The organism is Gordonia phosphorivorans, from assembly GCF_042432625.1.
GTDB classification, from domain to species: domain Bacteria; phylum Actinomycetota; class Actinomycetes; order Mycobacteriales; family Mycobacteriaceae; genus Gordonia; species Gordonia phosphorivorans.
The window spans coordinates 22,352-46,930 of sequence record NZ_JBHLWV010000016.1 but is presented as its reverse complement, the minus strand read 5'-3'; the positions used below and the strand labels follow the sequence as shown (position 1 = coordinate 46,930).

The 24,579-nt window shown below is 71.6% G+C and carries 25 protein-coding genes and 1 riboswitch; of the genes, 9 read left to right on the top strand and 16 right to left on the bottom strand.

Going from position 1 to position 24,579, the window contains the following annotated elements; translation table 11 throughout:
* Positions 1–2,319 (bottom strand): helicase-associated domain-containing protein, encoded by a 2,319-nt coding sequence (locus ACFFJD_RS06235; protein WP_382362247.1) that lies wholly within the window; start codon positions 2,317–2,319, stop codon positions 1–3.
* A 102-nt stretch (positions 2,320–2,421) separates the two neighbouring features.
* Between ACFFJD_RS06235 and ACFFJD_RS06230 the strand changes: the two genes are divergently transcribed.
* The gene (locus tag ACFFJD_RS06230) at positions 2,422–2,604 is read left to right on the top strand and encodes a hypothetical protein (protein WP_382362245.1); all 183 of its coding nucleotides are present in this window, start codon (positions 2,422–2,424) and stop codon (positions 2,602–2,604) included.
* 304 nt (positions 2,605–2,908) lie between these two features.
* Here ACFFJD_RS06230 and ACFFJD_RS06225 read toward each other — a convergent pair whose 3' ends face one another.
* The 3 genes from ACFFJD_RS06225 to ACFFJD_RS06215 all read right to left on the bottom strand — a co-directional run bounded on the left by ACFFJD_RS06225 (position 2,909) and on the right by ACFFJD_RS06215 (position 4,708).
* Complete coding sequence (locus ACFFJD_RS06225) at positions 2,909–3,511, bottom strand: transglycosylase family protein (protein WP_382362243.1); 603 nt, start codon at positions 3,509–3,511, stop codon at positions 2,909–2,911.
* Positions 3,512–3,521: 10 nt separating this feature from the next.
* Positions 3,522–3,710: riboswitch (cyclic di-AMP (ydaO/yuaA leader) on the bottom strand.
* Between the two features lie 264 nt (positions 3,711–3,974).
* Entirely contained in the window at positions 3,975–4,502 is a 528-nt protein-coding gene (locus ACFFJD_RS06220) for a flavin reductase family protein (protein ID WP_382362241.1), read from the bottom strand.
* On the bottom strand, positions 4,499–4,708 hold the full coding sequence (locus ACFFJD_RS06215; RefSeq protein WP_382362239.1) for a hypothetical protein: 210 nt from the start codon (positions 4,706–4,708) through the stop codon (positions 4,499–4,501). Before ACFFJD_RS06215 ends, ACFFJD_RS06220 begins: the two co-directional genes overlap by 4 nt.
* A gap of 124 nt (positions 4,709–4,832) precedes the next feature.
* Between ACFFJD_RS06215 and ACFFJD_RS06210 the strand changes: the two genes are divergently transcribed.
* The gene (locus tag ACFFJD_RS06210) at positions 4,833–5,246 is read left to right on the top strand and encodes a cold-shock protein (protein WP_382362957.1); all 414 of its coding nucleotides are present in this window, start codon (positions 4,833–4,835) and stop codon (positions 5,244–5,246) included.
* Between the two features lie 14 nt (positions 5,247–5,260).
* Here the strand turns inward: ACFFJD_RS06210 and ACFFJD_RS06205 are convergent, their stop codons facing one another.
* Both ACFFJD_RS06205 and ACFFJD_RS06200 read right to left on the bottom strand, forming a co-directional pair.
* On the bottom strand, positions 5,261–5,860 hold the full coding sequence (locus ACFFJD_RS06205; protein ID WP_382362237.1) for a DUF2771 family protein: 600 nt from the start codon (positions 5,858–5,860) through the stop codon (positions 5,261–5,263).
* Between the two features lie 57 nt (positions 5,861–5,917).
* Positions 5,918–7,801 carry an MFS transporter gene (locus ACFFJD_RS06200; protein WP_382362235.1) on the bottom strand — a complete coding sequence of 628 codons (1,884 nt, stop codon included), beginning with the start codon at positions 7,799–7,801 and terminating at the stop codon, positions 5,918–5,920.
* 111 nt (positions 7,802–7,912) lie between these two features.
* Between ACFFJD_RS06200 and ACFFJD_RS06195 the strand changes: the two genes are divergently transcribed.
* From ACFFJD_RS06195 to ACFFJD_RS06185, 3 genes are read left to right on the top strand one after another with little or no spacing between them, the layout of a single operon-like run.
* Positions 7,913–8,665: a DUF3027 domain-containing protein gene (locus tag ACFFJD_RS06195; RefSeq protein WP_382362233.1), complete on the top strand. Its 753-nt coding sequence runs from the start codon at positions 7,913–7,915 to the stop codon at positions 8,663–8,665.
* Positions 8,662–11,478 carry a sacsin N-terminal ATP-binding-like domain-containing protein gene (locus ACFFJD_RS06190; RefSeq protein WP_382362231.1) on the top strand — a complete coding sequence of 939 codons (2,817 nt, stop codon included), beginning with the start codon at positions 8,662–8,664 and terminating at the stop codon, positions 11,476–11,478. Before ACFFJD_RS06195 ends, ACFFJD_RS06190 begins: the two co-directional genes overlap by 4 nt.
* 43 nt (positions 11,479–11,521) lie before the next feature.
* Positions 11,522–12,115: a phosphatase PAP2 family protein gene (locus ACFFJD_RS06185; RefSeq protein WP_382362229.1), complete on the top strand. Its 594-nt coding sequence runs from the start codon at positions 11,522–11,524 to the stop codon at positions 12,113–12,115.
* Positions 12,116–12,121: 6 nt separating this feature from the next.
* Here ACFFJD_RS06185 and ACFFJD_RS06180 read toward each other — a convergent pair whose 3' ends face one another.
* Positions 12,122–12,370: a DUF2530 domain-containing protein gene (locus tag ACFFJD_RS06180; RefSeq protein ID WP_382362227.1), complete on the bottom strand. Its 249-nt coding sequence runs from the start codon at positions 12,368–12,370 to the stop codon at positions 12,122–12,124.
* Positions 12,371–12,454: 84 nt separating this feature from the next.
* Here ACFFJD_RS06180 and ACFFJD_RS06175 point away from each other — a divergent pair, with 84 nt between their 5' ends.
* Positions 12,455–13,927, top strand: a complete 1,473-nt coding sequence (locus ACFFJD_RS06175) for an NCS2 family permease (protein WP_382362226.1) — start codon at positions 12,455–12,457, stop codon at positions 13,925–13,927.
* A gap of 10 nt (positions 13,928–13,937) precedes the next feature.
* On the opposite strand, the gene ACFFJD_RS06170 is transcribed toward ACFFJD_RS06175, so the two are convergent.
* On the bottom strand, positions 13,938–15,164 hold the full coding sequence (locus tag ACFFJD_RS06170) for a GNAT family N-acetyltransferase (RefSeq protein ID WP_382362224.1): 1,227 nt from the start codon (positions 15,162–15,164) through the stop codon (positions 13,938–13,940).
* A gap of 54 nt (positions 15,165–15,218) precedes the next feature.
* On the opposite strand from ACFFJD_RS06170, the gene ACFFJD_RS06165 reads away from it, so the two are divergent.
* Positions 15,219–16,085: a TrmH family RNA methyltransferase gene (locus ACFFJD_RS06165; RefSeq protein ID WP_382362222.1), complete on the top strand. Its 867-nt coding sequence runs from the start codon at positions 15,219–15,221 to the stop codon at positions 16,083–16,085.
* On the opposite strand, the gene sepH is transcribed toward ACFFJD_RS06165, so the two are convergent.
* The 3 genes from sepH to ACFFJD_RS06150 all read right to left on the bottom strand — a co-directional run bounded on the left by sepH (position 16,073) and on the right by ACFFJD_RS06150 (position 19,110).
* On the bottom strand, positions 16,073–17,005 hold the full coding sequence (gene sepH, locus ACFFJD_RS06160) for a septation protein SepH (RefSeq protein ID WP_382362220.1): 933 nt from the start codon (positions 17,003–17,005) through the stop codon (positions 16,073–16,075). The two genes, ACFFJD_RS06165 and sepH, sit on opposite strands and share 13 nt — an antisense overlap.
* 148 nt (positions 17,006–17,153) lie before the next feature.
* Positions 17,154–18,287, bottom strand: a complete 1,134-nt coding sequence (gene serC, locus ACFFJD_RS06155; RefSeq protein ID WP_382362218.1) for a phosphoserine transaminase — start codon at positions 18,285–18,287, stop codon at positions 17,154–17,156.
* A 106-nt stretch (positions 18,288–18,393) separates the two neighbouring features.
* Complete coding sequence (locus tag ACFFJD_RS06150; RefSeq protein ID WP_382362216.1) at positions 18,394–19,110, bottom strand: hypothetical protein; 717 nt, start codon at positions 19,108–19,110, stop codon at positions 18,394–18,396.
* A 122-nt stretch (positions 19,111–19,232) separates the two neighbouring features.
* Here ACFFJD_RS06150 and pdxH point away from each other — a divergent pair, with 122 nt between their 5' ends.
* Together pdxH and ACFFJD_RS06140 are read left to right on the top strand one after the other, a co-directional pair.
* A complete protein-coding gene (gene pdxH / locus ACFFJD_RS06145) occupies positions 19,233–19,901 on the top strand; it encodes a pyridoxamine 5'-phosphate oxidase (protein WP_382362955.1) in 669 nt (222 codons plus the stop codon).
* A 2-nt stretch (positions 19,902–19,903) separates the two neighbouring features.
* Positions 19,904–21,196 carry an MFS transporter gene (locus ACFFJD_RS06140; RefSeq protein ID WP_382362214.1) on the top strand — a complete coding sequence of 431 codons (1,293 nt, stop codon included), beginning with the start codon at positions 19,904–19,906 and terminating at the stop codon, positions 21,194–21,196.
* A gap of 49 nt (positions 21,197–21,245) precedes the next feature.
* Here ACFFJD_RS06140 and ACFFJD_RS06135 read toward each other — a convergent pair whose 3' ends face one another.
* The 5 genes from ACFFJD_RS06135 to ACFFJD_RS06115 all read right to left on the bottom strand — a co-directional run bounded on the left by ACFFJD_RS06135 (position 21,246) and on the right by ACFFJD_RS06115 (position 24,480).
* Positions 21,246–22,259, bottom strand: coding sequence for an oxygenase MpaB family protein (locus ACFFJD_RS06135; RefSeq protein ID WP_382362212.1), 1,014 nt, complete (start codon positions 22,257–22,259; stop codon positions 21,246–21,248).
* A 40-nt stretch (positions 22,260–22,299) separates the two neighbouring features.
* The gene (locus ACFFJD_RS06130; RefSeq protein WP_382362210.1) at positions 22,300–22,428 is read right to left on the bottom strand and encodes a hypothetical protein; all 129 of its coding nucleotides are present in this window, start codon (positions 22,426–22,428) and stop codon (positions 22,300–22,302) included.
* On the bottom strand, positions 22,425–22,847 hold the full coding sequence (locus ACFFJD_RS06125; protein WP_382362208.1) for a hypothetical protein: 423 nt from the start codon (positions 22,845–22,847) through the stop codon (positions 22,425–22,427). Before ACFFJD_RS06125 ends, ACFFJD_RS06130 begins: the two co-directional genes overlap by 4 nt.
* Positions 22,848–22,969: 122 nt before the next feature.
* Positions 22,970–23,833 carry a 5-oxoprolinase subunit C family protein gene (locus ACFFJD_RS06120; protein ID WP_382362206.1) on the bottom strand — a complete coding sequence of 288 codons (864 nt, stop codon included), beginning with the start codon at positions 23,831–23,833 and terminating at the stop codon, positions 22,970–22,972.
* Positions 23,821–24,480, bottom strand: a complete 660-nt coding sequence (locus tag ACFFJD_RS06115; RefSeq protein ID WP_382362204.1) for a 5-oxoprolinase subunit B family protein — start codon at positions 24,478–24,480, stop codon at positions 23,821–23,823. Before ACFFJD_RS06115 ends, ACFFJD_RS06120 begins: the two co-directional genes overlap by 13 nt.
* Between the last annotated feature and the right edge of the window lie 99 nt (positions 24,481–24,579).

The window sequence follows — 24,579 nt, the reverse complement described above, 5'->3', positions numbered from 1 at the left end:
CTACAGCAGTTCCAGGCCGTTGATCCGGTGCAGGAGGAACGTCACTTCGGAGCCGTCGTCGGCGGCGCCGATCAGTTGGCCGGCCTGCAGCGCGCGCGGCTTCACCACGTGCCGACTGGCCGCTCCTTGCGCGTCCACGTAGCCCAGCCGCACCGACCGCCCGGTGCGCAGCGCCAGCTGGATGAGTGCGGCCGCGTTGGTGTCGCCGGTGGCCTTGATCGAGGTGCGCGGCTCCTGGTCGGCGCGGTCGGCCGCGCGCAGGCGGTGCACGAGGGTGCGGGCCTGGTCCGGGCCCACCGGTGCGCGGCGCTGGGGCATGCGGGCCGCCCGCGCACGATTGGGTACCCGGGCACCGCGACTGCGCAGGTCCACCAGCGCGCCGGTGGAGTCCTCGCCGGCCGGCGCGAAGCCGCCGCGCCGCAGGGCCTCGACCACGTCGCGCACGGGCGCGGGCGAGACCGCCACGGTGGGCGCCAACGCGCGCAAGGCCACTTCCGCGGCCGCGTCGCTGGTGAGGACAGCGGTGAGCAGTGCCGGATCGTCGCAGCGGACGAAGGTCGAGGCCACACCCACCCGCAGCCGGCCGTGGCGGCGGGCGACGTCGTCGACGAGATAGGTCAGCGACTGGGGCACCGGGGTGCGGGAACGGCTGGTCAGCAGCGCGGTGATCTCCGCGCCGGACAGCCCGGTGTCGAAGGCGCGGCGCAGGCTGGCCTCGCTGATGCGGTACACCGACGCGGCGCCGCCGGATTCCAGGTCGGCGATGGCCTGCACCTGCTCGGTCAGCTCCGGCGTCATCGGGCCGGGCACCATGACGGTCAGGTCGGCCTGCACCAGGAAATGGTCCACCGGCGTCGGCAGCGCGGTGAGCATGACGGCCAAGACCTCGGCCGCATCGTCGTCGGTGCCCGCGTTCAGGAGGGTGCGTCCGGGGGCGGTCAAGGCGCCGTGGGCCACCAGGCCGAGTTCGCGGGCCTCGGCCACGGTCTCGCCGACGAAGCGGCGGGTCCACCGGCGCAGATGGCGAGGGTGGTGCCAGGCCAGGTTCGCGGCCAACGCGTCCACGTCCACCGGCGCGGCGGGCGGCGCCTGGGCCAGCATGTCGAGCACCTGCCGCCGGGTGAGGGGAGCGGTGGCGTCGAAGAGCTCGCTCGACAGCGCGGCCAGGGTGTTGCCGTCGCGGTCGGTGTCGCCGATCTGCCACGGTCGGCGATGGAGGTCGAGCCAGGCCTGCGCCAACCCGTGCCACTTGCGTTCGGTGGTGCTGTGGCCCCACGCGTCCACGGCCGCGGTGGGGGCGAAGACCGGTTCGCCGGTGGATCCGGCGGGCTCGGGTTCGGGGTGACCGGAATCGACCAGGCGGTGGGCCGACAGGATCTCCACGATCAGGCCGATGCGGGCGACGGGCAGGCCGGTGGCCTTGGCCAGGCGCCGCAGTTCCCGGATGCCCAGCCCGCCCGACTTCAGCATCGCGGCGGGCTGCTCGCCGAGCAGCTCGAGCAGCGCCGCGCTGTGGCGGATCAGTTCCAAGGCTTCGCCGGCGCCGGCGGCGTCGATCGCCTCCGGCCCGAAGCGACCCGGGCCGTCGCTCATGGGCGGGGGTGCCAGCGTGGCGGTCAGCAGGGGCGGCTCGCCGCGCAGCAGCACACCGACCATCGGCACCAGCTCGACGGTCTGCTCGTCGATGCGGGCGAGTAGACCGTCGCCGATCAGCCGGGGGACGGGTGCCGCGGGGTCGGCGTCGGGTGCGGCGTCACGGCTGCGGCCCAGCGACGGTCCGGAGGCGAGGGTCGCCAGCAGCTCGCGCGGGCGTTCGTCGAGGGCGTCGAGCAGCTCGTGGATCTGTTCGGGCGAACGGGTGGCGAGCGGGCCCACTAGGTGGTGGCCGCGCCAGGGGAGCGCGGCCGACAGGTGGATACCCGCGATCCACGCCGGTTTGCGGGCGGTGCCGGCGCCCGAGTCCCAGATCAGACCCTGCGCGACGAGGTCGGCGAGCCGTTGGTCGAGGGCGGGACGTTTGAGGCGGCGCCCCAGGACGGAGACCAGTTGATCGCGCGTGACCGGTCCCACCACGTCCGAGCGCGCGGTGTCGGAGCCGCACTCGAGGAAGGCCTCGATCACCGCGACCGTCGCCAGGTCCAGCCCCTCGCCGGCCAGGGCGATCGACGCTGCGGACAGCGCGCGCTGCGCCAGGATCGTCGTGCCTCGCAGCGGCGGCGAGGCCAGATCGCTGCGCCGCGTCAGCAGGTCGGCGAGATCGGCGTCGGAGCGGTCGGCCAGCGTCTCGGCCAGGCCGCGCAGGGGGCTGTCCGGTTCCATCCGGTCAATGCTACCGACGGCGCCGTCGCGGTCGACGCGACAGGTCCGGGCGGTTTGCCGGTCCCCGTGCCCCTCCGTCGGGCCGCATGGCACAATGAGGCCGTGGCTAAGAAGAAGACTTACGTGGACAATGGCTGGCCGGACATTTCGGTAGAGGATCACGCCGTCACCGAGTTCACCGCGCATCTCGCAGGTGCACTCTCGCCCTTCGGCAATGAGAACCCCTTCCCGGTGCCCGCGAGCGAGCTGCCCTTCATTCAATCGAACACCGTTATCAACCGCTGACGCGGCGCTGACACGAACGAACCCCGTACCGCTGGTCGGTACGGGGTTTCGTCGTGCCCGGGTGGCCCGCAGCCGTCGCTCGCCGCGGTCCCTCGCCGCCGTGTCGCGACCCGTGCCGAACGTCGCCCGCGCTGCAGCACGGCGACACGAAGGACGGGTCGCGACACGCGAATGGGGGTCCTCCCCGCGGGGGGAGGAGGAGGACGGGGGCGTCAGGGGAGTGACGGGGGAGACGAAGGAACCCCGCACCACGGGTGCGGGGTTCCTTCGATGCTGGGGCGCGTCACGAATGGACGCGGCCGGCTCAGTTCAGGCCGAGCAGGCCCTTGTTCTCGTTGAACAAGTTCAGCTGGCCCTGGTCGAGGGTGTAGCCCGACTTCGCGAGGGCGTCGGCGGCCGAACGCAGTTCGGGGCTGCCGCCACGTGCCTGCGAGATGGCGTCCTTGGTGCTCTTGGCGTCGTCGGCCTTCGGGGTGGCCTGGCGGTCCTTCAGCGTCGGCAGCGACGGGGTGGACGGCTTGCCCGGGGCCTGGCGCGGGTTGTGGCCGGACAGGCCGACACCGCAGGACGGCCATGCGCCCTTGCCCTGGCTGGCCAGGACGCGCTCGGCGACGACGATCTGCTCGGCCTTGCTGGCCTGGTGGGCGCTCGGGGCGAACTGGCCGCCGCCGTGGCCGCTCCAGGTGCTGGGGCTGAACTGCAGGCCACCGTAGTAGCCGTTGCCGGTGTTGATCGACCAGTTGCCGCCGGACTCGCACTGCGCGACGCGATCCCATTCGGCGTCGGTGGCGGCCGAGGCGTTGCCCCCGCCGAGAAGTGCGGCGCCGCCGCCGAGGACTGCGGAGGTCAGGGCGACCTTCGCGACGGTCTTGGTGCTGCGGAGCGACTGCTTAGCGTGACGTGCCATGGGTGATTGAGTTTCCTCTCTCCACGCGCCTGCGAAGTGAGCTGTCGGGTTCGAGCTGAGAGGTGCTCGGTCCGTTCCGGAGCGATCCGGTCTGGACTTAACCCCAAGGCGGTCCGTCGGTGACGGTCCGCCGTTATCCGGTGGGATGGTGGGTCCCCCGCCCTCGTTCCTGAACTGAATAGTTCGGTGAACCCGGCGGCGGAACGAGGTTGGGCGCGTCCGCCGGGTGATGTTTATTTGTCGGTGCCCGAGGGCGACCGGAATGAACACTACGTAATCGGTTTGGGGGAAGTCACCCGGTCGGAAATCGGGGTTTTCACGCTCAAACGGCTCACTTTCGTGTGCAATCGGCATTGCCGCAGTTCACGGCAGTGATGGTCGTCCCGTAGCCCGTTCGTTATCTTGCCGTTATGTGACTAAGGTCACAACTAGATTGAGATGCGCACCACGCGTCCCAGGCGGCCTACGCGTCGTCGAGTGCGCGCCGAGCCTCCAGTGCGCGGAAGGTGCTCGCGTGAAAGACCAGCGGTTCCGCCGTCGGATCGCTCCGCAGCGACTGGATCTGCAGCAGGACGACGGTGTGGTCGCCGGCCGGGAGCTCGCCGGCCACGGTGCAGACCAGGTGGGCGGTGGCGCCGGGAATGAACAGGGCGCCGCTGTCGAGGGCCAGTGGACGGACACCGTCGAACCGGTGATCGGGATGGCCGGCCAGCTGGCGGGCGAGGTCGCCCTGGTGGGCCGCGAACACGCTGACACCCAGCTCATCCGCGTCGCGCAGGGTCGGCCAGGTGGCCGACTCCTGCCGGACGGCCACCGAGACCAGCGGCGGATCGAGGGAGATGGTGGCGAATGAACTCGCGGCCATGCCCACGTCGACGCCCGAGCCGGTGCGGCGGCAGACGCCGACGACGCCCGACGGGAAACAGCTGTAGGCGCGCTTGAGGGCGCCGGGATCGTCGGCGGGGACGAGCGGGGCCGGTTCCGCGGTCATCGGCTGCGTCGTCCGGAGAACAACGCGAAGACGACCGCGAGAAACAGCCCGATGGGTGCGCCCATCGCGAGGATGTAGGTGATGGTCACGATCACCTGGTTGGAGTCGCGCACCGCGGGGATCAGCAGCGCGATGCTGGCGATGAATCCGATGACGACCAGGATCACGGCCGCGGGCAGCAGCGATGATGACTTCTGGGACTGCATGAGGACCACGGTAGCCCGACGCGTACCATCGGGCGAAGTGCGCCTCAGTGTCTTCCGCGAGCATTCGCCGCGGGGGCGGGGCGCATTCTGATGAGCAGTTCCGAGCAGTTTGAAGGTGAGCACTGTGCCGACCGGTCACGTGAAGTGGTACGACCCCGCCAAGGGGTTCGGATTCCTGTCGCAGGAGGGCGGGGAAGACGTCTACGTCCGTTCCTCGGCGTTGCCGGCGGACGTGGAGTCACTCAAGCCGGGTCAGCGCGTGGAGTTCGACATGGCGGCCGGTCGCCAGGGGCCGCAGGCCCTGCGCGTGACCGTGCTGGAGGCGGCGCCCAGCGTCGCCCGCAATGTGCGGGAGACCCAGCGGGCGGCCACCAAACGGCACACGCCCGACGAACTGCACGGTCTGATCGCCGACCTCATCACCCTGCTCGAGGGCAAGGTGCAGCCGGACCTGCGCAACGGTCGTTACCCGGATCGCAAGACCGCCCGCCGCATCTCCGAGGTGGTCCGCGCGGTGACCCGGGAACTGGACCGCTAGCGGCACCGGCCGCCTCAGGCGGTGCCGCGGACCTCCGGCAGCACCGTCTGGTTGGTGATCACGAAACCCTCCGGCGCGGTGTCGACCGCATAGTGGCCGCGGAACGGAATGCTGCCCTGGCCGGATTCGATGCCGTCCGGCGCATCCTCGACGACGGCCGAGAACGCCTTCACCTCGATACCCAGCAGCACGCGCCGCGGGGTGGATTCGAGCACCTCGGTGTACGACGTGCCCGAGGTCTTGACCCACGTCACCGGCTGAATTCCCGCGCCGGTGGCGTACAGGGCGGTCAGCGTCCACGGCTTGGTCGCGATCTCGGCGGGCACCGACAGCACCAACGACCGATCCAGCGGCACCGGCAGCGCGGTGACCGGCAGGGCGCCGATCTGTTCGTTGCTGAGCGCCGCGGGGCGGCAGTCGGTCATCTGGAGGCTGCACCAGTACGACGGTGCCACCTGGAGATACGTCTTCCCCGTCGACACGGAGATCTTCGGATCGGACTCGTCGTGGGCGCGCACCAGCAGGGTGGTGGCGATGGCGATGACCGCGACCATCACCAGGCCGACCGCGGCCAGGATGGTCAGCGCCTTCTTATCTGCGGGCTGCAGGGACACCGGGAAACCTCACTGTCGTAGAAACCTCGGGGGGAACGTCGGGGTGGAGACGGCCGACTACCGCGGGCGGGAGCGACGCTGCGGACGCGTGCGCGGCGAGCGGTCGGCCTTGGGCTGTGCGGCGGTCGGCTGCTCGGAGGGCGCGTCGGTGGCGAAGGGGCGGGTGTGGGGCGTTGGCCGGGTCGGCGCGTCCTGGGCGGCGAAACCCACGGTCGGCGCGGGTTCGGCCGGGCGTCGGCCGCCGAACCCGGGAATCAGGGTGGCCCCGCGGCTGGTCATGATGGTCTGCGTGAAGCCTGCCGCCATGAGCACCGCGACCACGGTGAAACCGATCCACAGGGTGGTCGGCAGGATCACGCCGAGGCTGGCACCGAGGACCCAGCACAACTGCAGCACCGTCTCGGAGCGGCCGAACGCCGACGCCCGGGACGCCTCGGGGAGGTCATCCTGGATGGTGGAGTCCAGGCAGACCTTGGCGATGGCGCTGACCCCGGACGCGATCAGGGCGGTGATGACCACCATCAGCAGCGATCCCACGATGGCCGAGAGGATCGCCGCGCCGGCGGCCGCGCCGGTGCTGGCCAGGATGATCCGCGGCGGATTCTTCAGCTCCAGCCGGGTGCCGATGCCGTTGCCGATACCGTTGCCGATACCGGCGGCCGCGCCGACCGCGCCGAGCATCATCAGCTGCGCCCAGCCGTCGCTTCCGGTCTGCGCCTTGGCGTAGAACGCGATGTACAGGGTGAGGAAGCCGGTCAGGATGCGGATGGTGCCGTTGCCCCAGAGGCTGGTGACCACGGTGCGGCCCAGCGGCTGCCGCATGGTCGCCGCCAGCCGGGTGGACAGGCTGCCGCGGGTGGCGACCGTCTCGTCACCGGCGGAGCGCGGCGCGTCGGTGCCCTCGCGGTAGGTCAGGGTGGTGGGCACCTCGCCCTCGGTCACCTCCACCCAGGACGGGATCTTCATGCAGAAGTACGCGCCGGCGACGGCCAGGAAGGCCAGGAAGACCATCGCGCCGGGGATGTGCAGCGGCAGCCACGTGCCCAGGATCAGGTCGACGGCCGCGGCCAGGCCGCCGGCCACGATGGTGCCGAAGATCAGGCCGAACATGGTCAGCCGGGAGTTCACCCGGACCAGGTCGATCGACGGCGGGAGCACCCGCGGGGCGACCGCGGATTTGAGCACGCCGAACGATTTGGACAGCACCATCAGGCCCAGCGCGCACGGGTACAGGATCCACGGCTTGTACTGCATCTGATGGGTCACCGGGTCCCACGAGGAGTTCACGATGATCAGCAGGGCGAGGAGCGCGCGGAGGCCGAAGGTGGTGGCCATCGCGATCCGACGACCGTGCTGCAGCTTGTCCAGGAGCGGACCGATGAGCGGGGCGATCACCGCGAACGGCGCGATGGTCAGCGCCAGGTACAGCCCGACGTTGACCTTGGACTCACCGGTCGCGGCGGCGAAGAACAGGGTGTTGGCCAGCGCCACGGCCATCGCCGCGTCGACGGCGTTGTTGGCGATCACCGGCATGGTCAGGGCGGTGAGCCCGGAGCGGTCGGCGCCGTCGGCGGTGGCCGCGCGATGCACCATGTCCACGCCGCGGCCGGCGAAGTACTTCGACCGTCGCGCCATCACCCGCATCACGGTGACCTTCTCCGGCGGCACGTAATCGGTGCGCCGCCCGCCGCGCGGTGCGGCCTCGGTCGCCGGGTCGTCGATCACCCGGGTGTCGGGATCGTCCAGGGGCGGCAGATGTCGATTGTGGGTGCGCGGCGGCGGTGGCGTCGGTCCGCCCGGCGCCGGGTGGCGGCGGGTGCGGGGATCGGCGGGATAGTTGCGCGCGCCGGGGTGATCGTCGCCGAACCGAGGCTCGGGGCGGCGGGCTCGCGAAGGGTCCCCGGGGGGTCCGGGGTGCTTGCGTGCTGATCGGGAAGCCACAACGTCGATTGTTCCCTATCGGGCCGACGGGGTCGGCGGATGGGCGTCCCGGGGTGTTGTGCGCGTGTCCTCGACGTGCATTCTCCCACCGCACTGAGGCACACTGAAGGCGTGAGTGTGGCAACGCAGACGACCTCCTTGGACCAGGCCGAGCAGTTCGCGCGACAGGTGCTGGTGGCCGACGGCGAGCATCCCGGCGAATACCTGGGGGCTCGACCCGAGGGCGAGTGGGCGGTGGCGCACAGCTTCGCCGCTCAGGTTCCCGGGTACGGCGGCTGGCACTGGTGCGTGGTGCTGGCCGGCGCGCCGGGCTCGGACGGGGTCACCGTCTCCGAGGTGGTCCTGCTGCCCGGCGACGGTGCGCTGCTCGCGCCCGAATGGGTGCCGTGGTCCGAGCGCGTCTCCGCGGGCGATCTCGGCCCCGGTGACCTGCTGGCCGCACCGCCGGACGATCCGCGCCTGGTGCCCGGCCAGTTCGACACGCTCGACGTCGATCCGATCGACGCCGACCAGGTGGGCCAGGTGGCCGCCGAGATCGGTCTGGGACGCAAACGCCTGCTGTCGTTCGACGGGCGCGCCGAGACCGCGCAGCGCTGGCACGACGGCGATCACGGCCCGGAGGCGCCGATGGCGCGCAATGCCCGCTATTCCTGCGGCACCTGCGGTTTCTTCCTTCCGCTGGCCGGTGCGCTGCGCGCCAAGTTCGGCGTGTGCGCCAACGAGTACGGCGTGGACGGGCATGTGGTGGCCATCGACTACGGCTGCGGCGCGCATTCGGACACCCCGATGCCGCCCGGCGGCCAGGGCAGTCCGGCCTTCGAGGCCTACGACGACGGCGCGGTGGAGATCTTCGAGTCTCGATGACGCCGTCTCCGGCGGACACCGACCCGGCCGACCCGTTCGGTCCCCCTGATCCGTTCGGGACTGCTGATCCGTTCGGGACTGGAGCGCTGCGTGCGGCGGCACTGTCCGCCTGGCGCGACTCGCCGACTCGGCTCGCCGAGGATGTGGCCGCAGAGGCCGAACTCCTGCAGATCGGGTATCGCGATCGCTGGTTCACCGAGCTGGCCGCCAACGCGGCCGATGCGGCGTCCGCGGTGGACACCCCGGGCCGGATGCGGGTGCACGCCGACGGCACCGCCCTGCGCGTGGCCAACACCGGTGCGCCGCTGAGCGCGGCGGGCGTGCGCGCCCTCACCGCGCTGCGGGTGTCGCCGAAGAAGGACGCACCGGACCGCGCCGGGGGTGCGGTGGGCCGCTTCGGTGTCGGCTTCCGCTCCACCGGCTTCGTCGACCGCGTCGAGCTGCTGTCGGTGTCCGGCTCGATCCTCTTCGATCGGGGCGCGACCGTCGCCGCGGTCGCCGACGTCCTCGGCCGCACCCCGGCCGCGGTGCCCGGGCAACGCCTGGCCTGGCCGTCGACGCAGGCGCCGAGCCCCGGATATGCGACCGAAGCGGTGCTGCACTGCGGCGATGCCGAGCAGGTCCGGTCGCTGCTGGCGCAGGCCGACGCCGAGGCTCCGGATCTGCTGCTGGAACTGCCCGCCCTCGTCGAGATCGACGTCGGCGGCACCGTCTACCGGCGGCGCGACGAGCGCGACCACGTGAGTATCGAGGCCGACGGCCGGGTGCACCGACGGTGGCTGCGCGCCGGCGCGGGCCGGACGCAGTGGCTGGTCCCGGTGGACGGCGACCGGATCCGCCCGCTGACCGACGACGTGCTGCGCAGCCCGACTCCGACGCAGATTCCGCTGTCCCTGCCTGCTCGACTCATCACCGATCTTCCGGTGACCCCGGACCGGCGCGGCCTGCACCCGGACGCGGAGCCGGCCGTCGCCGCCGCCGGCTATCCCGATCTGGTGGCGGCGGCCCCCGCCGACCAGCGACATCTGCTGGTCCCGGCCCCGGCGTTCGCCGCCGGTGTCGAGGACGGGCAGCTGCGGTCGGCGGTGCTGGCGGCACTGTCCGCGCGGCGCTGGGTGCCCGGCGTCGACGGCCGTGAGCTCGCGCCCGAACGCACCCTGGTGCTGCGCGGTTTCACGCCCGCGCTGGCCGAGCTGCTCGGCGAGGCGCTCGACCCGCTCGCGCACCCGGTGGTCAGCGACGGGCCCGCGGCCGCGGCCGTTCTCCGGCTCGGCGGCCGGGAACTGGGCCTGGCGGAGCTGGCCGACCTGCTCTCCGGGCTCGACCGCGCACCGTCGTGGTGGGGACGACTGTACGAGGCGCTCGACCCGCTGGTGAGCGGTCCCGAAGCGACGACGGAACTGGGGGCGCTGCCCATTCCACGGGCCGACGGCCGCCTGCACCGCGGACCGCGGGGCGTCCACCTCCTCGACCTGCCGGGCGAGCACGAGCTGGTGCTCGACTGGGTGCCCACGGTGCATCCGGCCGCCCACCACCCGCTGCTGGAACGGCTCGGCGTGGCCCGGCTGACGCTCTCGGAGGTGCTGGCCCATCCCGGGCTGGAGCAGGAGTTCGCCGCGGTGCAGGGCGCCGACGCCTACGACGATCAGGGGCAGGAGGACCTGGCCGACGTGGTGCTGCGACTGCTGGACGCCACCGACGCAGATCCGGTGGTGCCCGCCTGGCTGGGCGCGCTGGAGGTTCCCGACACCCACGGCGAGCTGCGGCCGGTGGACGAGTTGCTGCTGCCGGACAGCCCGTTGGCGTCCGTGCTGGCCGAGGACGCGCCGCTGGGCGTCGTCGATCCCGCGTTCGTCGCGGCCTACGGGGCGCGCCCGCTGCGTCGGCTCGGGGCAGGCTGGGGCTTCACTCTCGTCCGCGACGACCTGCCGACCGCGCCCGAGCACGACCTCGACGCCGAGGACCGGTGGTGGGACGGGCTGCCGGTGCCGTCGGAGACCTTGCGCGCGGTGCGCGACCTGGAGCTGGTGTCCGCAGACCGCTGGGGCGCCGCCCTGGACCTGATGGCCCGCGACCCCGAGATCGCGCCCGAGCTCGCCGATCCGGCCGGGTACACCGTGTGGTGGTTGCGGCGCTTCGCCGAGGTGACGCCGGGGACGCCGCTGCGCCTGACCGCGCACCCCGACGACGACCGCTGGCGCGGACTGTTCGCGCCGCTGGCGCATCCGGCGGCGGACGCGCTGACGGCGCTGCTGGTCGGCGCCGAACCCGACGCCGGGGACGACGCCGGCGACTGGCTGGCCGCGCTCGCCGATCCGCGGCGCACCGTGGCACCGGGGGTCGCGGCCCGCGCGCACGCCGCGGTGGTGGCCGCCCATCGGGCCGGCCGGTTCACCCTCGACGACCTCGAGGTGCCCGCCGGGCTGCGCACCCTCGACGGATCGGTCAGCGCCGACGGGCTGATCGTCGACCAGCCGTGGTGGGTGCCGGTGGTGCCGCCGCAGATCGCGGTGCTGGCCGGCACGCACCCGCAGGCGCGGGTCGCCGCCGACTTCGCGGCGCTGGTCGACGCGCCGCTCGCGTCGGAGGAGCTGTCGGTCCGGGTGGCCTCCAGCGGCCGACCGCTGGATCCCGACTCGGCGCAGGCGGTGCGCCTGGCGGCCACTCTCGGCTGGGAGCTGACGGGGCCGCTCGTGGTTCACGACGAGCTCGTCGTCGCCGTTTTCGATGCCGATGATCGGGAACGGCGGGTGCGCGTGCCACGCTGGAAGGACGACACCGGCGCCATGCATGTCGAGGGGTGCGTACCGTGACAGGGCAGCGGGTCCGGCGGTCGACGGAGAGAGGAATCTGCCAGTGAGCTTGTCACCGTTCGGTTTCGACACCAGCACTCTCGACTGGGTGCTCTCGATCCGCGCCGAACCGTGGAACTCGCTGTGGCAGCTGGTGACCGTCTTCGGCGACACGCTCACCCTCACACTCGTCACGATCGGCGTCTTCGTCCTGGCCTGGCTGGGCGACCGCATCGACCTCGCCGCGCTGATCGCGGTCGGCGGCATCTCCGGCTACGTGGTGATGGTGCTACTCAAGGGCGCCTTCGGGCGGTCCCGGCCGCCGGTCGTCGATCGCCTGGTCGAGGTGGGCACCCTCTCGTTCCCGTCCGGGCACGCCATGATGTCGACGGTGATCTTCGGGCTGACGGCGGTGATCGTGTACCGGCTGTACCCGTGGGTGCGGGGGCACCCGGGGATCCTGTTCGTCGCGCCGGGACTGGCGCTGGTGATCGGCGTCTCCCGCGTCTATCTCGGTGCCCATTGGGCCTCCGACGTGCTGGCGGGCTGGGCGATCGGCGTGGTGTGGGTGGCGCTGTGCCTGCTGGCGCACCGGCAGATCGTGCGCTGGGTGCAGCTGCGCACGCAGCAGCCCACGGCGGCCGGTCAGCAGAACTGACTCCGGTCAGTCCAAACCCTCTTGGGCGCCCTTGGTGCCGCGCCGCACGGCCAGCCGCTGGATCAGCACGATCGCGGTGCCCACCAGCCCGACGACCAGGCCCACCCAGCACACGGTGAGGGCGCGGTCCGGGCCGATCCCGGTGACGGCGACCACGACGGTGGCCACCAGCCACGCGAGCATGCCGCCGACGATGACCGGCTCGGGTGCACGCAGTCGCGCGGGCAACTCGGGGACTGCAGGCGTTGAGGGCATGCCTTTACGGTAGCTTCTCCCGGGTAAGCCCCCGATTCCCCGTCGGGAACTTCCTCTTCCACCAATGGCAAGGATGGTCCGCGCATGAGCGAGACGACGGATACGGCCAGCCCGGCGCAGAAGCCGTCGGCGTCGGACCGTATCGCCGGATATTTCAAGATCGCCGAGCGCGGCTCCAGCTACGGCCGCGAGGTGCGCGGCGGTCTGGTCACCTTCTTCACGATGGCCTACATCGTGGTGCTCAACCCGATCATCATCGGCGGCATCGCCGGTGGCGGCCGCAACGCCGACATCAACGGCGACGTCCTGCCGATGGTGCAGGTGGCGGCGGTGACCGCGCTGGTGGCCGGCATCATGACGCTCCTCATGGGCTTGGTGGCCAACTTCCCGTTCGCCATCGCCGCCGGTCTGGGCATCAACAGCCTGCTCGCGGTGACGATCGCCCCGGAGATGAGCTGGCCCGCGGCCATGGGCCTGGTGGTGATCGACGGCATCATCATCGTGATCCTCGGTCTCACCGGTTTCCGTACCGCCGTGTTCAACGCGGTGCCACCGGAACTGAAGTCGGCGATCGCCGCCGGTATCGGCGCGTTCATCGCGTTCATCGGGCTGGTCGACGCCGGGTTCGTCTCCCGCACCGAGGGCGGTCCGCCCGTCCAGTTGGGCGTGGACGGCTCGGTGGCGACGGTGCCGACCCTGCTGTTCGCCGTCGGCGTGCTGCTGATGGGCGTGCTGACCGTGCGCAAGGTGCCCGGGGCGCTGCTGATCGGCATCGTCGTGATGACCGTCGTCTCGCTGATCATCGAGGCCATCTGGAACGTCGGCGGCCGCAGCGACACCAATCCGGGCGGCTGGGCGATGAACACCCCCGGGGCGCCGGACAGCTTCTTCGGTCTGCCCGACCTGTCCCTGGTGGGTCAGGTCGACCTGTTCGGCGCGCTCGAGCACGTCAGCGTGCTGATCGCCGGCATCTTCGTCTTCACCCTGGTGCTGTCGAACTTCTTCGACGCGATGGGCACCATGACCGGCGTCGGCAAGGAAGGCGGCCTGACCGACGCGAAGGGCAACCTGCCGGGCATCGGCAAGGGCCTGGTGGTCGAGGGCGCGGGCGCCATCGTCGGCGGCGGCGCGTCGGCGTCGTCGAACACCGTTTTCGTGGAGTCGGCCGCGGGTGTGGCCGAGGGCGCCCGGACCGGTCTGGCCAACGTGGTGACCGGTCTGCTGTTTCTGGTCGCGATGTTCTTCACCCCGCTGTACGAGATCGTGCCGATGGAGGCGGTGACCCCGGCGCTGGTCGTGGTGGGCGCGCTGATGATGGCGCAGGTCCGCGACATCGACTTCGGTCGCTTCGAGTACGCCCTGCCGGCCTTCCTGACCATCGTCGTGATGCCGTTCACCTACTCGATCGCCAACGGCATCGGCGTCGGCTTCATCGCCTGGGTGGTGCTGGCCTCGGCGCGCGGCAAGTGGCGTTCGGTCCATCCGCTGCTCTGGGTGGTCGCGATCCTGTTCGTGATCTACTTCGCCCGCGGTCCCATCTCCGACTGGGTCTCCTAGCGCGCACGCATCAGAAGTAGGTGCCGGCGAACGGGGCCCGGTCGGTGCGGAACATCGCGTCGAGCAGGTCGACGGTGGCCGGCGAGTCGCAGTCGATGCGGCCGGCCGTCGCGAGCGCCCGCGCGGTCGTGCCGCCGGTGTACAGCGAACTCAAGGTCGCGACGCTGAGCGCGGCCACCGGGAGCCCGTCGGCGGTGGTCACCCGCGAGACCGAGGCCCGGCCGCCGTCGACCGCCACGCGGTAGAGGCCCTCCCGCCCGCACCAGCCGTCGGAGACCTCCAGCGCCAGCGCGCCGTCGGCGGCGTAGGTGCGCGCGGTCAGCGCGGCCGTCACGTCCAGCAGAGACACCCACAGTTCGTCGCTGCGGCCGGTCACCCGGACGGCACGCGCATTGCGCAGGTGCAGGCCGAGGGTGTCGTCGACGGGGATCTTGGCGCTGATCGAGGTGACCAGGTCCAGGCCGGTGAGCACGCGCCACAGGTCGGTGTGCGCCTGATCGGTCACCGCGACGAACTCCTCGACGGTGGCCGAGGCCTCGCGCGCATCGATGCGGTAGGCGGCGTAACCGTCCTCGTGCAGCAGGTAGTACAGGTCGGTGGTCTGCGAGTTCCGACGGAAGCCGCGGTCGGCCAGGATCGACGGCCACCAGGTGTCGGGGCGGTGCACGGCGCCCGGCTGCGCGGCGGCCCAGCGTGCGTGCAGGTCGGGAATCCGCGCGGCGATCTGTTCGGCCGTCCCGTACCGGACACGTGAATCGGCGGGTGCCTCGGTGCGCCACACCACGGCGCCCGGGTCCACGGTGACGGTCTCGGCGAAGCACGCGGGACCGAAGCCGAAGCGTTCGTAGATGCCGCCCTCGGAGGCGGTGAGGATCGCCAGCGGCAGACCCGCCCGCTGCCACGCGGCGAACTGCTCGGTCAGCATGCGCCGGAGCAGGCCCCGGCGGCGGTGCGTGGCGGCCACCGACACCCAGGACAGGCCTGCGCTGTCCAGGCGCGCACCGCCGGGCACCGTGACCGGAAGCCGGAAGTACAGCGACACCGCCACCAGCGGCGCACCGTCGCTGCCGTCGTCGCGCACCACCATCGTGTCGGTCACGCGGGCGCGGAATTCGGCGACTTCGGCGTCCGGCAGCGGGGCGGGGAGGGCGAAGGTACGCGCATCGAGGGCGATGATCTCCGGCCAGTCCGCGCTTTCGGCACGGCGCAGGGACAGGGGCGACGGCTGGCTGTTCACCGCATCGAGTCTGCCAAACGGCTTTGGTTCGGATGCAGCCGATATGGAACCGTGGTGCCCGTGCAGTCCGATCTGACCGTCGACGTCGTCGACATCACCGACCCCGACGACCCGCGCGTCGACGATTTCCGCGACCTGAACGCGGCGGATCGACGGCCCGATCTGGCGGTGCTGCCCGGCGGGGAGGCGGGCAAGGGGCTGGTGATCGCCGAGGGCGTGACGGTGGTCGAGCGGATGATCGCCTCCCGGTTCGCACCGCACGCCCTTCTCGGTGTGCGCGGCCGCGTGGAGCAGTTGGCCGCGGCCCTGTCCCGACCGGAACTGACCGGCACGCCGTTCTATCGGGTGAGTGCGGAGGTGATGGCGGCGATCGTCGGCTTCCATCTCAACCGGGGCGTGCTGGCTGCCGCGCATCGCCCGCCGCCGCTGACCGTGCCCGAGGTGCTCGCCGGCGCTCGCACCGTCGTGGTGCTCGAGGGGGTCAACGATCACGAGAACATCGGCAGCATCTTCCGCAACGCCGCGGGCCTGGGGGTGGATGCGCTGCTCTTCGGCGCCCGCTGTTCGGATCCGCTGTACCGCAGGAGCGTGCGCGTCTCGATGGGGCACGCGCTGCTGGTCCCGTTCGCTCGCTGCCGCACCTGGCCGGACGATCTCGCCGAGGTCCAGCAGGCCGGGTTCTCGCTCGTCGCGCTGACGCCGGGGGAGGGGTCGGTGCCCCTGCACGACGCCGTCGGCGCGGCCCGCACGGCCTTCCTGGTGGGTGCCGAGGGGCCGGGGCTGTCGGAGGCGACGATGCGGCGCTGCGACGTGCGGGCCCGCATCCCGATGAGCCGGGGCACCGATTCCCTCAACGTCGCCACGGCCGCGGCGATCGCCTTCTACGAGCGCAGCCGCTCGCTCGAGGCTCAGTCGTCGTGACTGCGGACCCCGAGCAGGACGTCCTCCCACGCCGGTACGGCCGGCTTGGCCCGCTTGGCGCGGTGGCGGCTCGCCCCTGAGTGTTCGTCGCCCTGTTCGCGCTCGCCGTGCGGATCGTCGTCGTGGCGGAGGTTGTCGTAGGCCTCGGCGGCCGGCGTCGTCGAGTACTGCAGGTCCAGAATGTCGGCCAGCGGCGGACGCGGCCGCTGCGGTGTCCGGGTCTGCTGGGCGTCGATCAGGGAATCGGCGTCGACGGTCACCTCTTGGTGCCCGTCCGGCCGCACCTCGCGACGCGGTTCGGTCGGCACCGCGGCCAGGCGCGTGCGGCGCGCGGCCCTCGAGAGCGCGGGGTCGGTGAGCTCCACCGCGAGTTCGTCGATCGGATCGCTGGTGCCGCCGTAGGAACCGGGCAGGAAGCGCCAGTGCGCGAAGGACTCGGTGTGGCCTTCGTGGAAGGACAGCTGCACCACCCAGTCGCCGTCGTCGGCCTTCCAGGAATCCCATCGGGCGTCGGCGGGGACCTCGCCGCGCAGCACCAGGCACTCGGCGACGAGTTCACCGAGCGTGGCCGCGCTGGGTCCGTCCATGCTCATCGGGTGGGAGGCCCGGGCCAGTTCGGCCGCGCGGGCGCGTTCGAGCAGCACGGGATGGGCGTAGCGTTCGATCTTGCCGACCGAGACCCCGGCGATCTGCGCGAGTTCTTCGACCGAGGCGCCGGCCCGGATCCGGGACTGAATCTCGCGGGGGCGCAGGGCGGCGTCGCCGCTGACCGGCATCTGACCGAGCTCGGTGGTGTCGGCGCGCGCGGCCGCCCGCAGATCGTCATCCGCGCGAATACGGAAGTGCTCGTCGTTCTCGCGATCGATGCAGACGACGTACTGGCCGTCCGACTCGACGCGCAGGACCTCCAGTTCTCGCATTCGATCCTCCTCCCGGTGGCCGTTTCGCACACGGCGACGGTTGTGGACTACCCTAGCCGACCCGGGCGGCCCAGAGCTGCGGACACGACGAGGACGCGCAGGTGACGCCCGTCGGGGTCACCTGCGCGTCGGTCACGATCGGCTCGGCTCAGAGACGTTCGACGATGTAGTCGATGGCGGCCGTGAGGGTGGAGACGTCCTCGGGCTCGATGGCCGGGAACATGCCGATGCGGAGCTGGTTGCGGCCCAGCTTGCGGTACGGCTCGGTGTCGAGGATCCCGTTGGCGCGCAAGGTCTTCGCGATCGCGGCGGCGTCGACGTCGTCGTTGAAGTCGATGGTGCCGACCACCTGGCTGCGGTGGGCCGCGTCGGCGAACGGCGAGGCGAACGCGCTGGCGTCGGCCCAGTCGTACAGGCGCGAGCTGGAGTCGGCGGTGCGGGCGACGCACCAGTCGAGTCCGCCGTTGGCGTTCATCCACTTGATCTGATCGGCGAACATGATCAGCGAGGCCACGGCCGGGGTGTTGTAGGTCTGGTTCTTGCTGCTGTTGTCGACGGCGGTCGGCAGCGACAGGAACTCCGGGCACCAGCGGTCGGAGGCGCCGATCTCGGCGACCCGCTCCAGCGCGGCCGGGCTCATGATCGCGACCCACACGCCGCCGTCGGAGGCGAAGCTCTTCTGCGGGGCGAAGTAGTAGACGTCGGTGGCGCTGATGTCGACCGGGAGGCCGCCGGCGCCGGAGGTGGCGTCGATGGCGACCAGGGCGTCACCGGCGGCGGCCGGACGCACCACCGGGACGGCCACACCGGTGGAGGTCTCGTTCTGTGCCCAGCCCACCAGGTCGATGCCCTCGAAGTCGGCGGCGGTCAGGGCGGCCGGGTCGGGCGCGGTGCCCGGGTCGGTGGCGATCACCTTGGGGTCGGCCAGGAACGGGGCCTTCTTGGAGACGGTCGCGAACTTGGACGAGAACTCGCCGTAGGTCAGGTTCAGGGCGCGCTCGCGGATCAGGCCGAAGGCGGCGGCATCCCAGAACGCGGTGGTGCCGCCGTTGGACAGGACCACCTCGTAGCCGTCGGGCAGCGAGAAGAGATCGGTGAGCCCGGACCGGATGTCGCCGACCACGTTCTTCACCGCGGCCTGACGGTGGCTGGTGCCCATGATCGACGTGCCGCCGTCGACGATCGCCTGCAGCTGTGCCGGACGGACCTTGGAGGGTCCGCAGCCGAAACGGCCGTCGGTGGGCAGGAGCTCTGCGGGCAGGGTGATCTGCGAATCGGTCATGGGATCAGTTTAGGGCGTGATTGCGATGACAGCAGGTCCGGGGAGCACTCGGGCCCGACCGGGGTTGCTCGGTCGGGCCCGAAGGCGGTGTGTGCGGGGCGTCCGGTCAGAACTGCGCCGGTCCGGTGCCGCTGGTCGGGCCGGGTGTGAACCACGCCTTCGACGACTCGGTGGCCCACAGCAGGATCGGCACCGCGATGGTGGCGACGATGCCGACGCAGGTGAACAGCAGCACGACCGCGGCGACGGTGGCGAGGATCCGCGCGTTGTTCGACCGGTCCTTCAGCAGCCAGGCGCCGCCGCCGAGGGCGGCCGCGCAGACGGCCAGGCTGATGATGGTGCCGACGATCGTGCCGGCGATGTACGCGGTGTCACCGTTGATGGTGATGGTGCCGGCGAACCGGCTGGCGAGGGTGCCGAGCAGGCCCAGTCCGCCGAAGACGAGCAGGATGATCGCGGCGGCCAGCACCGACCCGGGGCGGGTCATCGGGGTCGAGGCGGGCGGATAGGCCCCACCCGGGTAGGCCTGCGCGGCGTACGGCTGGCCGGGGTAGGGCGGTCCCGGGTACGGCTGACTGTCGAACGGCTGGCCGGGGTACGGCTGACTGTCGTACGGCTGGCCGGGGTACGGCTGACCGTCGTAAGGCTGATTCGGGAAGGCCTGGCCGGGGTACGGCTGGCCCGGGTAGGGCTGGTCGGGGACGGCCGGAGTGCCGATCTCGGTGCCGGCGTACGGGTCCACCGGCTGTGACTGCGAGGCCGGAGGCTCGGTACCGCCCGCTCCGGTCTCGTCGGCCCTGGCGTCGTCGTTCGGGTGGGTCATCACAGTTCCTCGATCGCCCTGGGCGGGCGGGGTCGTCGACTCTTGGCGAGCAGTATGCCGGATCGGTCGGATCTGCGCGCCGTAAGATTCGGGCGGTGAGCGAGCAATTTGATCTGCCGGGCATGCGGGTCGGTTACGGCGCGGCCGATTCGACCGGGGCCGACGGTGTGGTGGAACATCTGGACCCGACGTGGCTGACCGGGGCCCCGCCCTGGCTGGACCTGTTCCAGCGCTGGCTGGGCGAGGCCGTCGCCGCGCGCGTCCCCGAACCCAACGCGATGGTGCTGGGCACCGTCGACGCCGACGGGGCGCCCGCCACCCGGACCGTGCTCTGCAAGGGCGTCGACGCCGACGGCGTCGTCTTCTTCACCGGCTACGACTCCGGGAAGGGGCGCGCGCTGGCGGCCCACCCGGTGGCGGCGGTGACCTTCCCGTGGATCGCGATGGAGCGCCAGGTGCATTTCCGCGGCCGGGTCGTGAAGGTGGATGCGGCGGAGACCCAGGCGTACTGGCGGTCTCGGCCGCGCGGCTCGCAGTTGTCGGCCTACGCGTCGGAGCAGTCGCGGCCGGTCGCCTCGCGCGCCGAGTTGGAGGCCGCGGCCGCCGCGGTGGCCGACGAGTTCGGCGGCGTCGACGGACAGACGCCGGTGCCGGTGCCGCCGCACTGGGGCGGCTACCGGCTGGAGCCGGTGTCCGTCGAGTTCTGGCAGGGCCGCGCCGATCGCCTGCACAACCGAGTGATCGCCGAACGTGCGGGAGACGGTTGGGGCCTGCGGCGCCTGCAGCCGTAACCATGTCGCGGATCTTCGCCGACACCCGTCCGCTCGCGGTCGCCAACTTCCGGCGGCTGTGGTGGGCCAACATCGTCACCGTCATCGGTGCGCAGCTCACCGTGGTCGCGGTGCCCGCCCAGATCTACTCGATCACCGGGAGCTCGGCCTATGTGGGCCTGACCGGACTGTTCGGTCTGGTCCCGCTGGTGGTCTTCGGGCTCTGGGGCGGTTCGCTGGCCGATGTCTTCGACCGCCGCAAGATTCTCATCGTCACCACGCTCGGTCTGATCGGCACCGCTGCGGCGTTCTGGCTGCAGGCCTTCGCCGAGTGGAACAACGTCTGGTTCCTGCTCGGTCTGTTCGCCGTGCAGCAGGCGTTCTTCGCGGTCAATCAGCCCACGCGGACCGCGGTGCTGCCGCGCATCCTCGACGACGAGCTGCTGCCGGCGGCGAACTCCCTGAACATGACGGTGATGCAGGCCGGCGCCATCGCAGGTCCGCTGGTGGGCGCCTCGCTCATCCCCGTCCTCGGGTTCTCCCTGCTGTACCTGGTCGATGCGGTCTCACTGCTGGCCACCCTGTGGGCGGTGGTGGCGCTGCCGTCGCTGGTGCCCGAGCGTGCCGACGGCGTCAAACCCACCACGCCGGGTCTGCGATCGGTGATCGACGGTCTGGCCTACCTACGGCATCATCCGGTGCTGCTGGCCTCGTTCGTGGTGGATCTGATAGCCATGATCTTCGGTATGCCGCGCGCCCTGTTCCCGCAGATGGCGCACGAGAGCTTCGGCGGTCCCACCGACGGCGGCCTGGCCTTCGCGCTGCTGTTCATCGCGATCCCGTTGGGCGCGGTGCTCGGCGGCGTGTTCTCCGGGTGGGTCTCGCGGGTGCAGCGACAGGGGCGCGCGGTGGTGATCGCGATCGGCATCTGGGGCCTGTCCATCGTGGTGGCCGGCGGCGCCCTGTTCTTCGCCGACGGCACCATGCTGCCGGTGCTACCGATCGTGGTGGTGGCACTGATGGTGGGCGGCGCCGCCGACATGGCGTCGGCGGCCTTCCGGCAGACCATGCTGCAGGCCGCGGCCAACGACGACGTCCGCGGCCGCCTCCAGGGGGTGTTCATCGTGGTGGTGGCCGGCGGCCCCCGGATCGCCGACGTGACGCACGGTGCGTCGGCGGCGATGGTCGGCACCGCGGTGACCTTCGCCGGCGGCGGCGTGCTCACGGTGGTCCTCACCGTGGTCGCCGCGCTCGCCTTCCCGCTGTTCTGGCGTTACCGCGTGACCACTCGCGGGGAACCGGTGGTGGAACGCTGACCGGCGAGCGGTGCTCCCGCGGCCCCGTCGGCGCCGGCCCCGGGAGCGCTCAGTCGTCGACCTCGTTGCTCTGCCACGGCAGCTGCGCGCGACGCTGGGCGTGCACCGGGCAGTAGTGGATCGGTTTGTCCCGTTCGCCGAGGGACGGCAGATTGCGTGCCGGGGTCTCCAGCAGCGGTGCATCGGCGGGCACCCGACCGCTGAGGCGGTCGTACGCATCCCGCAGGCGCGGGTGCAGGCGGTAGCGGGTCGGCACCAGGCGCATGGTCAGGTTCACCGCGCGGCCGAACAGGCGGAAGCGGCGTTGATCGGCGGGCGTCCAGGTGAGCCCCAGGAGCTCGCGGACCGGTTCGTCGTAGAGACCGGTGGTGATCCACATGAACATGCGCTGGATCACCGTGACCTGCCGACGCCACAACCACGGGGGCATCCACGAGCGCATCCACGGCGGGGGCGGCAGCACGGTGATGTCCAGGACCGTGCGCACCGCGTCGTGGTCGCGGAGTACATGGCGGCACATGTGATCCCAGTACTCGAGGAACTCCTCGTAGGTGTCGGGGCACGGGCGCATGCTGACGCCGTACATCGAATACCAGGTGCGCGACTCCTCGAACATCTGGCGCTTGTCGGCGTCGCTGATCGGCGTGCCGAAGGCCTCGGCGCAGCGGATGTTGCCGTACCAGAAGGTGGCGTGCGCCCAGTAGAAGACGTCGGGGTCCAGTGCGTGGTAGCGCGAGCCGTCGGGCATCGTGCCCTTGATGGTCAGGTGATAGTCGCGGACCTGACGACCGGTCTCCGGGGTGCGGTCGAAGACGACGCCGCTGATCGGATACAGCGAGCGGTGCAGGCGTTCCCAGCGCTCGTCGAAGAAGTCCGAGTAGTCCCAGACACCGGCGGCCAGCTTCGGATGCATGTTCTGCATGGACCCCGACCACAGGCCGATCAGCATGCCGCGCCAGTCGACGTAGTGACGCCAGGTGGCCGAGTCCGGTCCCAGCATCTCCAGGGGCGAGTCCGCTGCGGGGACTCCCGTCTCGGCGGGCGCGGGCACCACATCAGTCATGACACAGAATCTAGCATTTGTGTCAATAATGTGGTGGCGGTCAGAGCAGTGTCGACAGGTGCGACACGGCGAACAGGGTGAGCGGCAGCGCGCTGATGCCGGTCAACAGGCCCAGGCCGAGGTGTTCGGTGTCGGGACCCCGGCGCAGGTCGACGCGGATCTCGCTCATAGCGGCACGTTGCGCAGGAGGAGGAAACCGGCGACCGTCGCCGCCGGCAGGGCACAGGCGACGGTGAACACGATCAGCGCGACGGTCCAGGTGGGGCGATGACGATAGTGCCGAGCCGCCGACAGGACGGTCAGTCCGATACCGATCAGGACGAAGGCGGGAGTGACGAGGGCGCACGCGAGCATGGCGAAGAAGGCGTCGGACTCGATGTCCGACGCGGTCAGCGCGCCGTGGACGGCGACGACGAACAGCACCACCGTGCCCACCTGAAGGAACAGGCCGATCGCGTTGACCAGCCAGGCGGCCGCGAAGAGGGTGCTCCCGGGTGTCGGGTCGGGCTGCGTCGGTGGCGCCTGCGCGGCGGTCGCGGACGGAACGGGGGAGGGCAGTGGCTGGAAGCCGGGCGGCAGCGTGGTCATCGGCGATACTCCTCGGGTATGCCTGGCACGTTTCCATCCGGCACCACCGGCCGACATCGGTAGATCTACCTGCCGGGCGTCGGTAATCAGCGCAGGCGAGGCAGTCAGTGCAGGTGGAGCAATCAGCGCAGGCGGAGGCGCACCACGTCGCCGGCCACCAGTTGGGCGGCTCGATCCACCGCCGCGGCGGTCAGCACCGCGGCCACCGGATAGCCGCCGGTGACCGGGTGGTCGGCGAGGAAGAGCACCGGTTGGCCGCTCGGCGGTACCTGGACCGCGCCCAGCGGCACGCCCTCGGAGGGCTGTTCGTCGAGTCCGGGGCGCAGGGTCGGCGCGGCGCCGGTCGGCGCATCCAGGCGCACGCCGATCCGATTCGAGGCGGCGTTCACCGTCCAGCGGATACGACCCAACGCGCTCGGGTCGGTCAGGTCCGACAGTCGGGGGCCGGGGCGCGCCTCGAGTTCGTGTTCGCGGGCGGTCGGCGGCGGACCGGGAGCGAAGGTGGTCGGCGGCCACGGGGCGCGGTCGTCGGCCACGGCCACGTGGTCCCCGACGCGCAGGGGCGGCGGGCCCAGTCCGGACAGGGTGTCGGTCGAGGCCGAGCCCAGCGCGTGCGGTGCGGCGAAACCGCCGCGGACGGCGAGGTAGTTGCGGCAACCGGCGCGGGGCGGTCCGACGGCGATCACCTGACCCGGGTGCACGCCGAGGGCCGCATGGCTGCCGACGCCGCGACCGTCGAGGGTCACCTCGGCGACCGCACCGGTCACCGCGATCACCACGAAGCCGGTGGCGCGGGCCGACCAGCCGCCCAGCGTCGTCTCGACGGCCACCGCCGATTCGCGGTTGCCCACCAGCCGGTTGGCCAGGGTGAGGCCGCCGCGGTCGGCGGCCCCCGACCGGGGCACCCCGAGGTGCGCGTAGCCGGGACGACCGAGGTCCTGGAAGGACGCCAGCGGGCCGGTGCTCAGAACGGTCAGTCCGCGCATTCGAACCTCACCGTGCGGCCCGCCGAGAGCAGTGCGGGCGGCGTGGCGTCGACGTTCCACATGTCCAGGTCGGTGCGGCCCAAGAGGAACCAGCCGCCGGGGCTGATCCGCGGATAGACGGCGCTGTATCCGGCGGCGGCCGCCACCGCGCCCGCGGGCACCGCCGGCCGCGACTGCTCGCGGCGCCGCAGACCGGTGAACAGCGACCGGGCCGACTCCGGGCCGGCGGCGGGCACCAGATAGCCGAAGCCGGGGGCGAATCCCATGAACTGCACGCGCCACTCGATCGCGGTGTGCGCGGCGACGACGTCGTCGGCGGTGCGGCCCACGAGGGCTGCCAGCTCGTCGAGGTCGGCGCCGTCGTAGGTCACCGGAACTATGAGAGCGGTCACAGTCGCCGCGTCATTATCGGGTCCCGGCGGCGGCAGGTCGCGCAGCACCCGACGCACGGCCAGCACGTCCAGTCCGGTGCCCGGCTCGGCCTGCACCAGGACCGAAGAGGCGGTCGGCACCGCATCGCTGATCCGCAGCATTCCGCGGTCCGCCGCTGATCGCAGCGCCTGAGCGGCTCGGCCGGGCGCGGTCGGGTCGGCCGCGGAGGAGAAGTCGAGCACCACGGCGTCGTCGCCGGCGGGAAGCTCTCGCATGACATCACGCTACCGACTGGGGGTAAGCTGTGCGCGGAACGGGAACCGCCTGAGATCCGAGTTGCGGGACCCTCAGTTGGGCCGAAGAGGCGCCAGCAG